The 14,580-nt window shown below is 68.0% G+C and carries 15 protein-coding genes, 1 tRNA gene and 1 pseudogene; 3 read left to right on the top strand and 14 right to left on the bottom strand.

Features of this window, described 5'->3' with window-relative positions; translation table 11 throughout:
• Positions 1-117 precede the first annotated feature (117 nt).
• The 5 genes from ACIA77_RS19870 to ACIA77_RS19850 form a co-directional block, all read right to left on the bottom strand.
• The gene (locus tag ACIA77_RS19870) at positions 118-1,554 is read right to left on the bottom strand and encodes an ATP-binding protein (RefSeq protein ID WP_395887364.1); all 1,437 of its coding nucleotides are present in this window, start codon (positions 1,552-1,554) and stop codon (positions 118-120) included.
• Positions 1,551-3,203 (bottom strand): FAD-dependent oxidoreductase, encoded by a 1,653-nt coding sequence (locus ACIA77_RS19865; RefSeq protein ID WP_395887363.1) that lies wholly within the window; start codon positions 3,201-3,203, stop codon positions 1,551-1,553. The genes ACIA77_RS19870 and ACIA77_RS19865 overlap by 4 nt, the downstream gene beginning before the upstream one ends.
• 127 nt (positions 3,204-3,330) lie before the next feature.
• Positions 3,331-3,648, bottom strand: coding sequence for a hypothetical protein (locus ACIA77_RS19860; RefSeq protein ID WP_395887362.1), 318 nt, complete (start codon positions 3,646-3,648; stop codon positions 3,331-3,333).
• Positions 3,645-4,127: a GNAT family N-acetyltransferase gene (locus ACIA77_RS19855; protein WP_395887361.1), complete on the bottom strand. Its 483-nt coding sequence runs from the start codon at positions 4,125-4,127 to the stop codon at positions 3,645-3,647. Before ACIA77_RS19855 ends, ACIA77_RS19860 begins: the two co-directional genes overlap by 4 nt.
• A 40-nt stretch (positions 4,128-4,167) precedes the next feature.
• The gene (locus ACIA77_RS19850) at positions 4,168-5,046 is read right to left on the bottom strand and encodes a sigma-70 family RNA polymerase sigma factor (protein WP_395887360.1); all 879 of its coding nucleotides are present in this window, start codon (positions 5,044-5,046) and stop codon (positions 4,168-4,170) included.
• A gap of 75 nt (positions 5,047-5,121) precedes the next feature.
• Here ACIA77_RS19850 and ACIA77_RS19845 point away from each other — a divergent pair, with 75 nt between their 5' ends.
• On the top strand, positions 5,122-5,520 hold the full coding sequence (locus ACIA77_RS19845; protein WP_395887359.1) for an ester cyclase: 399 nt from the start codon (positions 5,122-5,124) through the stop codon (positions 5,518-5,520).
• A 102-nt stretch (positions 5,521-5,622) separates the two neighbouring features.
• Here ACIA77_RS19845 and ACIA77_RS19840 read toward each other — a convergent pair whose 3' ends face one another.
• On the bottom strand, positions 5,623-7,785 hold the full coding sequence (locus tag ACIA77_RS19840) for an RICIN domain-containing protein (RefSeq protein WP_395887587.1): 2,163 nt from the start codon (positions 7,783-7,785) through the stop codon (positions 5,623-5,625).
• A gap of 444 nt (positions 7,786-8,229) precedes the next feature.
• Here ACIA77_RS19840 and ACIA77_RS19835 point away from each other — a divergent pair.
• Positions 8,230-8,302 (top strand) — tRNA-Ala (locus ACIA77_RS19835).
• Positions 8,303-8,630: 328 nt separating this feature from the next.
• On the opposite strand, the gene ACIA77_RS19830 is transcribed toward ACIA77_RS19835, so the two are convergent.
• The 6 genes from ACIA77_RS19830 to ACIA77_RS19805 all read right to left on the bottom strand — a co-directional run bounded on the left by ACIA77_RS19830 (position 8,631) and on the right by ACIA77_RS19805 (position 12,242).
• Positions 8,631-9,023: a hypothetical protein gene (locus ACIA77_RS19830; protein ID WP_395887358.1), complete on the bottom strand. Its 393-nt coding sequence runs from the start codon at positions 9,021-9,023 to the stop codon at positions 8,631-8,633.
• A gap of 2 nt (positions 9,024-9,025) precedes the next feature.
• Positions 9,026-9,277, bottom strand: coding sequence for a hypothetical protein (locus ACIA77_RS19825; protein ID WP_395887357.1), 252 nt, complete (start codon positions 9,275-9,277; stop codon positions 9,026-9,028).
• A 569-nt stretch (positions 9,278-9,846) separates the two neighbouring features.
• Positions 9,847-10,521 carry an IS3 family transposase gene (locus ACIA77_RS19820; protein WP_395887586.1) on the bottom strand — a complete coding sequence of 225 codons (675 nt, stop codon included), beginning with the start codon at positions 10,519-10,521 and terminating at the stop codon, positions 9,847-9,849.
• A gap of 12 nt (positions 10,522-10,533) precedes the next feature.
• Positions 10,534-10,731 (bottom strand): hypothetical protein, encoded by a 198-nt coding sequence (locus ACIA77_RS19815; RefSeq protein ID WP_395887356.1) that lies wholly within the window; start codon positions 10,729-10,731, stop codon positions 10,534-10,536.
• Positions 10,728-11,021 (bottom strand): transposase, encoded by a 294-nt coding sequence (locus ACIA77_RS19810; protein ID WP_395887355.1) that lies wholly within the window; start codon positions 11,019-11,021, stop codon positions 10,728-10,730. The genes ACIA77_RS19815 and ACIA77_RS19810 overlap by 4 nt, the downstream gene beginning before the upstream one ends.
• A gap of 123 nt (positions 11,022-11,144) precedes the next feature.
• Positions 11,145-12,242: an IS110 family transposase gene (locus tag ACIA77_RS19805; protein ID WP_395887354.1), complete on the bottom strand. Its 1,098-nt coding sequence runs from the start codon at positions 12,240-12,242 to the stop codon at positions 11,145-11,147.
• A gap of 310 nt (positions 12,243-12,552) precedes the next feature.
• Here ACIA77_RS19805 and ACIA77_RS19800 point away from each other — a divergent pair.
• A pseudogene (locus tag ACIA77_RS19800) lies at positions 12,553-13,751 on the top strand (IS110 family transposase).
• Between the two features lie 60 nt (positions 13,752-13,811).
• Here ACIA77_RS19800 and ACIA77_RS19795 read toward each other — a convergent pair.
• Complete coding sequence (locus tag ACIA77_RS19795; RefSeq protein WP_395887353.1) at positions 13,812-14,084, bottom strand: hypothetical protein; 273 nt, start codon at positions 14,082-14,084, stop codon at positions 13,812-13,814.
• Between the two features lie 57 nt (positions 14,085-14,141).
• On the bottom strand, positions 14,142-14,576 hold the full coding sequence (locus ACIA77_RS19790) for a hypothetical protein (RefSeq protein ID WP_395887352.1): 435 nt from the start codon (positions 14,574-14,576) through the stop codon (positions 14,142-14,144).
• Between the last annotated feature and the right edge of the window lie 4 nt (positions 14,577-14,580).

Raw genomic sequence — 14,580 nt, 5'->3', positions numbered from 1 at the left:
GGGGCGTACCCCGCCGGTCGGGGGGCCCCACCCGGGGGGGGTGCTCGGAAACCCCCCCCCCGCCCCCCCCCCCCCGGCGCCAGAGCGGCGGGGGGGCCGGGGGCCCCGGCGCAGGTGTCAGAGCGAGGCCTGCTCCTCGATCGGCAAGCAGATCTCGAACCGCGTGTCGCCCGGTTCGGAGGTCACCTTGATGTCGCCCGAGTGCCGTTCGACGACGATGCGCCACGAGATGTCCAGGCCGAGACCCGTGCCCTCGCCGACGCCCTTCGTGGTGAAGAACGGTTCGAAGATGCGCTGCCGCACCTCTTCGGGGATGCCGGGGCCGGTGTCGCCGATCTCGACGCGGACCTGCTTGCCCTCCTGCCACGTGCGCAGGGTCAGCTTGCCCGTGCCTTCGGCGCCGCCCATGGCGCCGAGGGCGTTGTCGATCACGTTGGTCCACACCTGGTTCAGCTCGGCGGCGTAGGCGGGGATGCGGTCGATGCTGCGGTCGTAGTGCTTGACGACCTCGATGCCCGGCCCGATCTTGCCCGACATCATCACCAGCGTGGAGTCGAGTCCTTCGTGGACGTCGATCCACTGGTGCGGCGCGCGGTCCATCTGCGAGTACTGCTTCGCGGCGCCCACGAGCGCCGAGATGCGCGTGGTCGAATCCTCGATCTCACCCATGAGGATCTCGGCCTCGAGCGCGTACGCGAGCCAGCGCACGGCCCCGTCGATGAGCCCTTCGCCGACGGACTCCAGCACGCCGTCGAGGTTTTCCGCACGCAGGCCGGCGGCGACGAACGTCGCGGCGAGGTCCCAGCCCTGGTCGATGTCGTGGTCGTCGAACCAGTCGCCGATCTCGTCTTCCCGGTCGGCTTGCTGCATGGCGGTGAGCTTGGGCGCGTCGCCGACCTGCTTCACCAGCTGCTCCTGCACGTCGAGCAGCTGCTCGAGCAGGTCCGGGTCGATGTCCTTCTTGGCCAGCATCGCCAGCTTGTGGCGCATGCCGGCCACGCGCTCGCGCAGCGACGCCGTGGCGCGCACCGCGGCCGCGGCCGGGTTGTTCAGCTCGTGGGTGAGGCCCGCCGACAGCTCGCCGAGCGCGAGCAGCCGCCGCCGCGAAGAGACGACGGTGTCGGTGTTGCGCCAGCCCAGGTACATGCCCTCGAGCAGGTGCGCCGCCATCGGGAACCACTTGCGGAACTCGATGGCGAACTCCGCGGCGGGCAGCGTGAGGAACGTCAGGTCGCTCACCGCGTACACCGTGGCGCTGTAGGCGTGCTCGTTCTCCTGGTGCACGAAGAACTGCGTGGCACCGCAGTACGAGCCGCGCTGGTCGGATCGCTTGACCTCGACCTCGGCGCCGCTCACGAGGCGCGTCATGCGCAGCGCGCCGGTGAGCAGGATGTAGAAGCACGTGGCCGGCTCACCCTCGCGGATCACGGCGGTGTCGCCGGCGTAGTGCTCCAGCACGGCGTGCTCGTCGATCCAGTCGAGCTGCTCGTCGGACAGGTGCTCGAACAGGAAGAGGCCGCAGAGTTCTTCGCGCGGCAGTGCGGGCTCCTTCACTGCTCCTCCAGGTAGCGGTGGACCAAGGTCACGGCCATGGCCCCTTCGCCGACGGCGGAGGCCACGCGCTTGACCGACTGCGATCGGACGTCACCGGCCACGAACACGCCGGGCACCGAAGACTCCAGGTGGTACGGGTCGCGATCGAGCGGCCAGCCCGGTGGCCGGCGCCCTTCCTCGACGAGGTCGGGCCCCGTGCGGACGAACCCGTGGTCGTCGCGCTGGATCGCGTCGCCCAGCCAGTCGGTGCGCGGGGCGGCGCCGATGAAGATGAACAGGTGCCCGGTGTCGACCCGCTCGGTCTTGTCACCGTGGCAGAGGGTGATGCCCTCGAGGTGGTCGCCCCCGTGGGCCTCGACGATCGTGGTGCCGGTGCGCACGGTGATGTTCCCGATGCCCGCGATCTGCTCGATCAGGTAGTGCGACATCGACTTCTCGAGCGATTCGCCGCGCACCAGCAGCGACACCTCGCTGGCGTGCCGCGCGAAGAACACCGCCGCCTGACCCGCCGAGTTGGCGCCGCCGACGATGTACACGTGCTGGCCCTTGCACTCCGGCGCCTCGGTGGCCGCGGAGCCGTAGTAGACGCCGCTGCCGGTGAGCCGCTCGAGGCCCGTGGCCTCGTGCGCGCGGTAGGTGACGCCGCTCGCGAGGATCACGGAGTGGGCGGCGATCTCCGACCCGTCGCCGAACGTGACGACGCGGCTCGACCCGCGCACCTCCAGCCCCACGACGTCGCGGGCGGTCAGCACCTCGGCGCCGAACTTCTGCGCTTGCCGGCGGGCGCGGTCGGTGAGCTGCGCGCCGGACACGCCGTCGGGGAAACCGAGGTAGTTCTCGATGCGGGAGCTCGTGCCCGCCTGGCCGCCGGTCGCCTTGCGCTCGACGAGCACCGTCCGCAGGCCCTCCGACGCGCCGTACACGGCGGCGCCGAGGCCGGCCGGGCCGCCGCCGATCACCACGAGGTCGTAGAACTCCTGCGCCGGCCGCGTCGACAGGCCCACGGCGTCGGCGATTTCACTGCCGGTGGGCTGCTTCAGCACGGTGCCGTCGGGCGTGACGACCACGGGGATGTCCGTGTCGGCGGCGCCCGCGGCCTGCAGGATGCGGCAACCTTCCTCGTCGTCGACGGAGTACCAGCGGTAGGGCACCGCGTTGCGCGCGAGGAAGTCGCGCACCTTGAACGACGGCGCCGAGTACCGGTGCCCGACGAGCTTGGTCTCCTCGACGGACTTGTCGCCGACCGCGAGCCACGTCTCCACCAGGGAGTCGATGACCGGGTACAGCTTCTCCTCCGGCGGGTCCCACGGTTTGAGGAGGTAGTGGTCGACGTCGACCACGTTGATGGCCTGGATGGCCGCATCGGTGTCGGCGTACGCGGTCAGCAGCGCGCGCCGGGCGTTCGGGAACAGGTCCATCGCCTTCTCGAGGAAGGAGATCCCGTCCATGTGGGGCATGCGGTAGTCGGCGAGGATCGCCGCGACGGCGTCGCCGCGCAGCTTGATCTCGCGCAGGGCGTCGAGCGCGTCGGCCCCGGAGTCGGCACGGATCACGCGGTAGTCCTTGCCGTAGCGGCGACGCAGGTCTCGCGCGACCGACCGCGACACCGCGGGGTCGTCGTCGACGGTCATCAGGATCGGCTGGCTCACAGACGACAGCCTACGGCGTGCGGTCGGGCACCGAGAACGCTCACGCGGGCTGGACCTGCTCCAGCCCGCCCTCCACCTGCGGATCCGCTCCGGATCTCCTTGAGCGAACGGTCCCTTCGTGCCACGGTCACCCCGCCGGCAGCGCGAGCGCTCGCGTCGCCAGCGCCCGGACCCGCTCCCACTCCGGCGCCGCGGCCAGCGCCTCGAACGACCACGGCCCGGTCGGCCCGCTCATCTCGTTCAGCAGGACATTGAGTTCGCCGAGCACCTCGGCGGTCTCGGCGGGCAGAACCTCCTTCAGCGGCGCGAAGCAGGCGTCGAACTCCAGTGCCAGCTCATCGGCGTTGCCCAGCCCTTGCTTCGCAAGCAGCGCCACCTGCTCCTCGGGCGGGCGCGCGAGGTCGCGGACGGCGGCGACCAGGTGCTCGTGGAGTCCGCTGGTCATGCGGTGCCGAGTGCCTTGGCCAGCAGGGTCCCGCGCGGTCCGAAGCCGGCCGACGAGTAGAAGCGCACCGCGCCCTCGTTCTGCGCGAAGATGCCGGCGTAGAGGATCGAGACCCCGCGCTCCGCGGCGGCTTTCTCCGCTTCGACGACCAACGAAGCCCCGACCCCCCGGCCGCGGTGCTCGTCCACCACGACGGTGTGGATCTCGGCCGCGCGGCGGGGAATCAGGATCTGGTGTTCTGGCGGGTCTTCCAGCAGGACGACCTCCGCCATCCCCACCACGTCGCCCGAGAGCTCGGCAACCAGCAGCACGCGGGAATCGCCGGTGAGGACTTCCTCGAACCACCTGCGCACGGCCTCGGCGTCGGGCACGCGGTAGACGGCCGGATCGAGTTCGACGTGCCGTTCGGCGTTGACGAGCCGCAGCCGGACGAGCGCGGGCATGTCCTCGCGCCCGGCGGCCCTGACCGAGATCGACATGGGTTTCAGCGTTCCAGCCCGTCCGGCACGGGAGCAAGGCTCACGGTGTGGGCGCGCCGGCCGCGAACTGCTTCCGCAGGTACCCCAGCCGGTCCGGATCGGCGACCGTGCGCAGGGCCGAGATGCCCCCGTCGCGCGTTTCGACGACGGTGAGGCCGACGACGTCGCCGCCGGAGAGGAAGAGGATGCCCGGCGCGCCGTTGACCTCCGTGAGCGAGAAGTCGGAGACCGAGGCGAAGCGGGCGAGCGTGGCGGCGGCGTTGCGGCGTACGGCGGCGCGGCCGCGGACGTGCACGTGTTCCCCGTCCGGGAGATCCATCCAGGTGGCGATGTCGGCCACCAGCAGGTCTTCCAGCGCCGAGAGCCGGCCCGAGAGGACGGCCGTCATGAAGCTCTCGGTGAGCCGCATCGAACCGGCGTCGGAGGTCGGGAAGCGGGTCTCGCCCGCGTCGACGCGGCGGCGGGCCCGGCTGTGGAGCTGGCGGGCGTTGGCTTCGGTGAGGTCGAGCAGCCGCGCGAGCTCCGGGTACGGGTAGCCGAACGCCGAGCGCAGTACGAACACCGCCCGCTCCACCGGCGTGAGCGCCCGCAGCAGCACGAGCATCGCCATCGACACCGACTCGCGCTGTTCGACCGTCTCCAGCGGCCCCAGCTCCCCGGCGCCGGTCAGGACGGGCTCCGGCAGTTCCGCGGCGGCGGTTTCGTGCCGGGCGTGCGCGGAAGTGAGCCGGGTGAGGCAGAGGTTCGTCACGGCCTTGGTGAGCCACGCACCGGGCGCGGTGATGGCGGAGTGGTCGGCACGCTGCCAGCGCAGGTAGGCGTCCTGCACCGTGTCCTCGGCGTCCTCGGCCGAGCCGAGCAGGCGGTAGGCCAGGCCGAAGAGCCGGCCGCGTTCGCCGGTGAAGTGGTCGGTTGTCACAACGCGCTCCCCTGTTCAGTCCTCACTGCACCGCTGCACGAAGACCGCAACCACCACCGTAGAGAGGGGACCCCCGTGGCCACCACCCGCGAAACCGTCGAGCGCTTCTACGCCGAGCTCGTCAACGGGCGCAACTTCGACCTGCTCGACGAACTGCTCACCCCCGACGCCGTGAACCACGGACCCACCGACGAACCGGCCCGCGAGGCCGTCGTCGGTGCCGACAAGATCGTGCGCGCGGCGTTCTCCGACGCCGTGCTGCACGTGGACGACATGCTGATCGACGGCGACAAAGCCGCCGTCCGCTGGACGATCACCGGCACCCACGACGGCGCCTTCCACGGCACGCCGCCCACCGGCAAGGCGATCCGCGTGCACGCCACCGTGGTCTTGGGCCTGCGCGAAGGCCGTATCGCCGAGCTGTGGCCGCAGATCGACTTCCACGGCCTGATCAGTCAGGTCACCGGAGCCTGACCGGGTCGCGAAACCCGCCGGGCTGGGCGACTTCGGGCTTTCTCTTGCGGCCCCGAGGAACCGGTGCGCGCCGCGGCCGCCACCACGGCGCGCACCGGCTGTCTAGGGGTAGCTGACCAGGTTGACGGGTTTGGTGCCCGACGGCGTGGTCGCGCCCGTGGTGTTGATGACGTGGGTGATCGTGCCCGCGTAGTTCAGCGACACGGTGACCATGTCGTGGAACCGCACGCCCGGGGTGTTCGGCGCTTCGTAGGCGTGGGCGCTGGCCACCGACGGGTTGGTGTTGAAGAAGCAGTAGCTGCCCAGGCCCCACGCCTCGTGGCTGGTCACGTTCGGGCCCACTTGGTAGGCGGAGAAGCCTTGTGTGGAGCCGTTCATCCAAGCGGCCTGGTTCGGCACGTCGTAGGGCATCTCGTTCTGGAAGAAGTACGTGCGCCCGCCGTTGCCGTTCCACACGACCTGCGTCTTCTGGTAGTGCTCGACGAACAGGCCGTACATGGTCACGTCGTCGCCGTTGACGACGAGGCCGGTGTCGGCGGTGTTGGTGTTCCAGCCGACGAAGCTGTTGTCCGCCGCGTGGTCGGCGCGCCAGATCCACATGTGGTCGCCGATCACGTTGTTGCTGTTCACCACCAGGCTGGTGCTCGCCTTGCCGACGGCGGCGCCGCCGATGCGGAAGAACACGTCGTGCAGCGACGTCGGGTCGGCCGAGTGGTCGGCGTTCGAGCCGGCCGCGCCGACCTGCATGAGCGTGGCCGAGTTCGTCGTGCCCGCGTCGACGAGCAGGCCGGCGACCTTCACGCCGTTGACGTCGTCGACGTTCATCGCGGTGATGCCGTTGTCGGGCACCAGGGTCGCGATGCCGAGGCCGAGCACGACGGTGTCGGGCCGCGTCACGTGCAGGGTCTGGTTGAGGTGGTAGACGCCGGGCGTGATCAGCAGGTTCTTGCCCGCGGCGAGCGCGGCGTTCAGGTCGGCCGCCGTGGCGCCCGGCTTGGCGATGTAGAACTGGTCGATCGGGAGCGACGAGCCCGGCGCGGTGCCGTTGGCCCAGGAGGTGCCGGACGTGTTGGTGCGCAGGGCCGGCACGAAAACCTGGTACTCACCGGCGTTGTCGACGTAGAGGAACGGCTTCTCACGGACCACGGGCGCCTGGCCGACCGTGGTGTAGGGCGGGCTCGGGAACGTGTTCTGCGGCGCGCCGTTCACGCCGACGAAGACCATGTTCCAGTTGGCGCCGTTCCAGCTGCCGAACTGCGAATCGCGCGAGATCCACTGCTGCTGCGAGCCGGAGCGGACCTGGCCGTCGATCTTGGAGTCGGAGATCCAGCCACCGCTGGCCCAGCCGCCGTCGTCGAGCTGCAGGTCACCGCGCACGTGCATGCGCCGGTACGGCGCCGCCTGCGACACGGCCCACCGGTCGGCGCCGCCGGTCGGGTTCACCGACAGGTTCTCGGCGCCGCGCCAGAAGTTCTGCGTCGCGTTCTGCGGCGGGAACCAGTCGGCCTCCACGTGCACGGCGCCGTTGATCGTCACCGCGTCGGGGTTGAGGCCCAGCCCCAGCACCTGCGTGTAGAAGCCGACGTTCACGTCGTTGGCGTACGTGCCCGGCTTGAACATCACGGCGTAGCGCTGGCTGCCGAACTGGTTCTTCTCTTGCTGGCTGAAGATGCTGTTGAGCCGGCTCTGGATGCTGGCGCTGGACATCGACGGGTCGAAGATCACGACGTTCGGGCCGAAGTCCGGCTGGTCCGAGCTCGGAGGAGTAGTACCACCCACGGGGGTAATCATGAACGATTGAGCACTCGTGCCATTACAGGCGTACTGCTGCAGCTGCACGCTGTCCGCGGTCGACGCGCCCGGCACGTCGAGACACTTGCCGCTGTTGCGGTTCACGAAGTGGTACGCGCCGCTCGCCTCCTGGACCGGCTGCCACTGCTGGTTCAGACCATTCGAGTACGACCAGAGCTGCACGAGTCCGCCGTCGGCCTTCGAGACGTTCGTGACGTCCCACGCTTGAGCCGCGTTGAGCTGCGAGTTCACCCGGACGTAGCCGTCGCTGGTCGGCTGGAACTGCCAAACCTGCGACGCGGTCTGGTTGCAGCTGTACTGCTGCACCACCGTGCCGTTCGCACTGCCGGCCGCCTTGGCGTCCACGCACTTCCCGCTGTTCACGGCCTGCACGGTGACCCATTGGTCGGGCGTGATGGCTCGGGTTTGGGCTTGGGCTGGGGCCACGAGCGCCGCACACCCCGCGACGACCATGAACGCGGACAGCAACAAGCTGCCCACTCTCCGCACTCTCATCGGAACCTCCTCCGCCGCACCGCGGCGTTCAACGAGCAGGAAACGGCAAGGCTCGTACCCAGGGATGAAGACGCGGCGTAGCGGGCGGGGACCTCGGCGTCACAACCGCGGGAAAATGTAACCGGGCCCACACCGGGAGTCAATACACAGCTAAAAATAAGTCCTGAAAGCGCCGCGGGCCTGCGGTTTGCGGGGTCTTCGGCGATCTCTGCCGAGCGTGGGGCAGCGAGCGCACCCGAACGCGGGCCAGGTCGACCCAGTGAGGCCTTTCGTGACTCGCCGTGACCTACGGTGAGCTGGGATTTCGCGTCCGTGGCCCCCGTAACCCACCCCCCTTGCATGGCCCCTCCGCCGCCCGGTGTACTGTTTGTTCACACGAGATGCGGGGTTCACCTCCGCTTCGGGGCTATGGCGCAGCTGGTAGCGCACCTCACTGGCAGTGAGGGGGTCAGGGGTTCGAGTCCCCTTAGCTCCACAGTGACGAATCACCGCCCACCGGGACAGAAGTTCCAGGTAGGGCGGTTTTTTCGTACCACCAAAGTTTGAGTTTTGGGTTGCTCGACAGCGCCGGCGGTGAGAAGTCTGGAGCAAAACTGGAGCAGCGGTGCGATGCCAGTGAACTGGGGTCGCGCGAATAGCCTTGGCAGGGTCCTCCGAACGGGTGGAATCTTCAGAGCTAATTGGGCGCGCGGAGTGCAGGTCGGGTCACGCCACAGCAGGGAGAACTGCGTGCACCACGCCACCGAGCAGGTCGGCGCAGGTCGGTCCAGATCGATTCGGCCTGAAACGGAACAGGTCCGGGTCTACGTCGCGTCGGATGACTCCGGGGTGAAGGTGAGCTGCGGGGTGGCTACGGTGTGAACGCGGACGTGGCCCCAGTCGCCGGTGATGTCGTAGTAGCCGTCGTGGTATTGCAGGCTGTCGATGTTGCCGCGGTCCTCTTCGCCCGCGGCATCGCGATATGTCTGGGCTGAGCGGGTGATCCAGTCGATCTTCGTGGCGTTGACAATGGTTAGCAGGGCGTCGGCGTAGCAGTACTGCTCGTCGGGAGGGGGCGCGTGGTAGCGGGGGTGGCCTGGGGTGAGCACGAGGTCGAGGGTGAATGACACGGAGTCCGGGCGTTCGTTGATCGCCAGGACGTAGCTGTCCTCCAGATACACCTCGGCGAGGTCGGTGAAATCGGTGTAGTTCTTCATGCTTACTGATCCCAGGTGATCGGTGTGTGGTTGCCGGGGCTCTTCCTCGTGACCGGGTTCCCGGACGGGTCAGTGCGGACGCCGGCCTCGTTGCGCAGCTCGACATGCGGGTTTTCGCTGCCAGGCGTTCGTGCGCTTCCCTGCTTGAGTGTCATGCGGACGATTCCGTTGTCGTCGACGTACTTTTCCGGGCCCGTCGGTGTCTGCTCCTTCGTCCAGCCCGGGGCATCCGCGTAGCGCTGGAGGTCGGACACCTTCGGCGGACTCCCTCCGTGAAAGTATTCCGACAACGTGGCCTTCACCGCCGGGGCCCTCCGGGCCGCTCCGCGGGCGTGTCCGGTTTCTCACCGGCGCGGGCCCCCTTGAGTATTTCCCTGCCACCCCTCCGATGAACACACCGCCGAGGATCTGGCCGGTGGCCCGGCCGGGGTGATCGGCCCAGTCGTTCCAGTCGACAAGCTGCTTGCCGCAGTCGACGGGATGGGTGACGTTGTGCCATGCCGCCGAAGCAATGTCGGTGATTCCCTCATTGTCGGGGTTGCCTAGATCACCAACCGCGAGGACCAGGTTCCAAGCCCCCTCACCCAAGCCCTTGGCCGCGTTCCAGACCCCCTCGCCGAAGTCGCCGAAGAATCCACCCACGTCGTCGAGCCAGTCTGATGCCGTAGGTGCCCCACCAGCCTCGTCAGAGATCGTCGCAGCTGCCCGGTCTCCTGCCTCGGTCAGCTGTTGCCGTGCTCGATTGAGAACGTCTCGGGCAGCCTGTCGGGTGGGTTCGCCCGGGTCCGAGTGAGGTTGCCCCCGAAGACCGGGGCACCGGATTTCATGCCACGAGGGCGAGGCTTTGACGATAGCCGACACGGACCTCGTGCGGGGTGCGGTAGTTGAGTGTCGAATGTAGACGGTCGTGGTTGTAGTAGCCGAGGTAGGCGAAGACGTCGTTTCGGGCGGCGTCGCGGGTGGCCCACACGGTGGTGCCGATCTCGGTTTTGAGGGTGGCGAAGAACGACTCGGCGACGGCGTTGTCGAAACACGACCCGGTCCGCCCCACCGACGAGCGCACGCCGTGCCCGGAGAGCGCGGAACGGAACCGCTGGGAGGTGTACTGCGACCCGCGATCGGTGTGAAAGATCGCGTCATCACTGATCAGGCCACGTCGGAGGGCGAGGTCGAGGGCGTCGCGGACCAGTTCGGCGCGCATGTGCTCGGCCATCGCGTGCCCGATGACCTCGCGGGTGTGCAGGTCGATCACCGTGGCCAGGTAGAGCCACCCCTGCTGGATGGGCAGGTAGGTGATGTCGCCGACCAGCCGCTGGCCCGGCGCCGGGGCGGTGAAGTCCCGGCCGATCAGGTCCGGCACCGGCGCCGCCACGGTGTCGGGCTTGGTCAGTGACCTGCGCCGCCTGCGGGTCAGACCGACGACCCCACGTTGGCGCATGATCCGCCCGACGCATTTGTGGTTCACTCTCCGGCCGCGCCGGCGCAGCTCGGCCACAATCCGTGGACGGCCCTAGGCGCCCTGGTGACCGGCGTGGACTTCGGTGATCTCGGCCCCCAGACGCTCGTCGGCCTCGGCCCGCTCGGCTCTGACGGGTGCGGCAGCGACCCATTCGTAGAAGCCGGGGCGTCGCACCCGCAGAATTCTGCACAGCCGGGAGACGCCAAAGACGGCGCGATGTTCGGAGATGAACCGGTAGCTGCAGGTCAACGACCCATCTCCTCGGCGAAATAGGCGGCTGCCTCGCGGAGGATCTCCTTCTCCAGTTCCAGCTCGGCCACACGCTTGCGCAGTTCCTGCAGCTCGTGGTGCTCATCGGCCGACACACTGCCCGGCTGCCGGACAGCCTGCACGTTCTCGGCAGGGCGCACCCAGCTGCGCAGAGTCTCGTGGTTGACACCCAGCTCACAGGCGACCTGTCGCAACGGCCGATCCGACGAACGGACCAGCTCCACGGCGTCCCTACGGAACTGCTCGGGATACTTCGACTTGCCTGACACGGCAACATCCTTCCCCCAGACCGCTGCCTGGGATCAAGGTGTCCGGTTCAAGGGGACAACCTCAAGGGACCGCTGATAGGGACACGGCCACCGGAAGGTAGGTCTCGATGCCCCTATTGTTCGTCAAGCAGCGTGCCGTGCTGGTGCGGCCTGTGGTTCGGGTGCGGTGATGATCCGGTAGAGCTCGCGGGCGATGTAGCGTTTGAGGCAGCGGACGGCTTCGCGTTTGGTCTTGCCCTCGCGGACACGTCGGTCGATGTAGTCGCGGGTGCGTCGGTCCCAGCGCAGGCGGACCAGCACGATGCGACGCAAGGCGGAATTCGCCTGGCGGTCGCCGCCGCGGTTGAGCCGGTGGCGTTGCGTCCTTCCCGAGGATGCTTCCACCGGGCTGACGCCGCACAGCGCGGCGAAGGACGCTTCGCTTCGCAGGCGTTCGGGATTGTCGCCGGCGGCGATAAGAAGGGTGGCGGCCGTGTCGGGTCCGACTCCGTAGGTGTCGAGCATGGCGGGGTTATGGCTGGACAGGACCGCGGCGGTCTGGGCGTTGAGGTCGGCGATCTCCTGGCTGAGCCGGTCGATCCGGCATGCGAGCGCACGCAGGGTGTATCGGGCAGCGGTGGCGCTGTCGGTTGGCGTGGCGAGTGCCCAGGCGATGCACCGCCGCACGATCTCGGAGGTGCTGAGGTCGCGCAGCTCGTCACGCAGCACCGGGTCGGCCGAGACCAGGACGGCCTTGAGCTGGTTGATGGCCTGGGTCCGGGACTTGAGTGCGGAGGTCTTCGCCACCTTGAACATACGCAGCATTTCCACTGGTCCCTGCCCGCCCTTGGCCAGCGCGCTGGCCTGCCCGTTGAGCACCGATCGAGCAGCGGACTCGGCATCGATGGCGTCGCTCTTGCCCCGGCGCCGGCGGTTGACCTTGTCCGGCTGGTTCACCTCGAACACGTCGATGTCGACGGCAGCGAGGTGGCGGGCGAGCGCAGCTCCGTAGGAGCCCGTGCACTCCACGCCCGCGCGCCGCACGGCACCGAACCCGCGCGCCCAGTTCACCAGAGCCTGATACCCGGCCCGCGTGGTCGGAAATGCATTGGTGGCAAGCAAAACTCCCAACGCGGTGACGACCGCAGCGACGTGGAAATCCTTGTGGGTGTCGACTCCCACGATCACCTCTTGACCGTCGCAGACCGGGGGCAGGGAAGAAAGGCGCGGGTTGCTCGACACGGTCTGCTGGCTCCTGCTCTGATCGAAAACGCCGGTGACTTGGCCGACGCCGGGCCGATCAGGCGGTCAGGACTGTGAAGATGCGCAGTGCGGCAAAGCCCCTATCGGGACACGCCCCACCAGCCCGGCGGCAGCAAGCACCGCCCCGGGACCGTGACCGACGGATCGAGACAAAGACACATCGGTCAGTCGTAACGCGGGTCAGACCACGGCCCGGGACGGCACCCCTTGATCATCACAGTCGTAACGTGAGTGCTGGCCATCGATGCCCAATCCGGTGACCACCCGCTACCAGCGAACGGCATGGCGGATGAGCAGCACTTTCAGCGTGTTCCTCGGCCTGGACGTCGGCAAAGACAACCACCACGCCGTCGGCCTGGACCCCGACGGCAACCGGCTGCACGACGCCTCGCTGCCCAACACCGAACCCAAGCTGCGCGCGGTGTTCGACAAGCTCGCCCGCCACGGAACACTGCTGATCGTGGTCGACCAGCCCGCCACCATCGGCGCGCTGCCGGTCGCGGTCGCCCGCGCCGCCGGACACCAGGTCGCCTACCTGCCCGGCCTGGCGATGCGCCGCATCGCCGACCTCTACCCCGGCCGCGCCAAAACCGACGCGCGGGACGCGTTCGTCATCGCCGACGCTCCCTGCCGCACACGCTGCGCCCGGTCGACGTCGGCGACGACGCGTTGGCCGAGCTCGAGGTGCTGGTCGGGTTCGACGACGACCTGGCCGGCGAAGCCACCCGGATCAGCAACAGGATCCGGGGCCTGCTGACCGGCATCCACCCCGCTCTCGAGTGGGCGATCGGCCCCAAGGTCAGTCACCCCGCGGTGCTGGAGATTCTCTCGCGCTGCGGAGGTCCGGGCGGCATCGCCAAAGCCGGCCGCCGCAAGCTTGCCGCGATCGCGAAGGTCCACGCACCCCGCAAGGGCGAGCGACTGGTCGAGGCGATCATGACCGCGCTGGCCGAGCAGACCGTCACGGTCCCGGGCACAGCCGCCGCCGACACCGTGCTGCCCAGACTGGTGGACAGCCTGAAAACCGTCCTGCAGCAACGGAAACAGGTTGCTGAGCAGGTTGAGCGGATACTTGATGCACACCCTCTTGCCGAGGTCCTGACCTCGATGCCCGGCATCGGCGTCAGGACCGCAGCCCGCATCCTGCTCGAAGTCGGCGACGCCTCCAACTTCGCCAGCTCCGGGCACCTGGCGGCCTATGCCGGCATCGCGCCGGTCACCCGCAGCTCCGGCACCAGCATCAAGGGCGAGCACCCGGCCCGGACCGGCAACCGCCAGCTCAAACGCGCATTCTTCCTCGCCGCGTTCGCTGCGCTGTCCGACCCGGTCAGCAGGACCTACTACGACCGCAAACGCGCCGAGGGCAAGAAGCACAACGCCGCCCTGATCTGTCTGGCCCGCCGCCGCTGCGACGTGCTCTACGCGATGCTCCGTAACGGCACCCACTACCACCACCCCGAACCCACTCCAGCCCCCGCTGCGGCTTGACAACCAGATAGGGACACCCCCCGGTGGCCTCACGGAATCGACGCACCTGCGAGGCGCTCGTCAACCACTCAGAGATGCGGTTTCAGTCTTGATCGACTGAAGCCCGGGGCTCGTGCCGCCACGGCTCTTAAGGGTCGAACTGTTCATCGAGTTCATCTCGAAAAATAATCGAGTTTTGCACGTATACCTCGTCGCCATATCGATCTTCCCGACGGGGATCAGGGAGGCCAGCGTGGATAGGCAGTCGCCCCAGTTGGGGTTGTTGACACAGCGGGCTGCTTCGGGGATCCCTGTCATTTCCTGGCCGACTTGGAGGATCTCCTTGATCGTCATGCCCTCGTAGTGGTACTCCGCAGCCGGCTTACGGGCGGCATGCAAAGTCCGCGCCACCTAGCCCCAACTGCCGACGAAAAAGTATGCGACTTGCCTGTTTGCTTCTCCACTTTGAAGGCCTACACCTTCAGTTAAAGAAAGCAGGTTGTGAACTATTTTTACAAATCCGTGCAAGTTTTTCTTCACCATTGAATCGAGTCCGATGATGACTACAGCAATCGGTGCTTTGTCTTCACTCGTCAATACGTCCCACAGGCGATCGTTGAACACTGGCCAACTCCCCGCATGAGCCGTTGCCGCCCCCAGTGCGCTCGTCAGATCCGCAAGGAGCCTCCGCTCACCATTAGGTGCGTCGTTATCGAATAAAACCTCGGCAACGCGAAAACCCAACTTGGCTAACGTTTCACTTAGGTCACGCAGGCGACCTCGTTCAACAAAAGCTGGCGAATCTGGTACGAAGTCCAGCTCCTTCCGGTAATCGATCCACGACATTGAA

It is taken from the genome of Amycolatopsis sp. NPDC051903 (assembly GCF_044452505.1).
Taxonomy (GTDB): domain Bacteria; phylum Actinomycetota; class Actinomycetes; order Mycobacteriales; family Pseudonocardiaceae; genus Amycolatopsis.
Note: the sequence above shows the minus strand (reverse complement) of the source record. Positions and strands in the feature narration are given on the sequence as shown.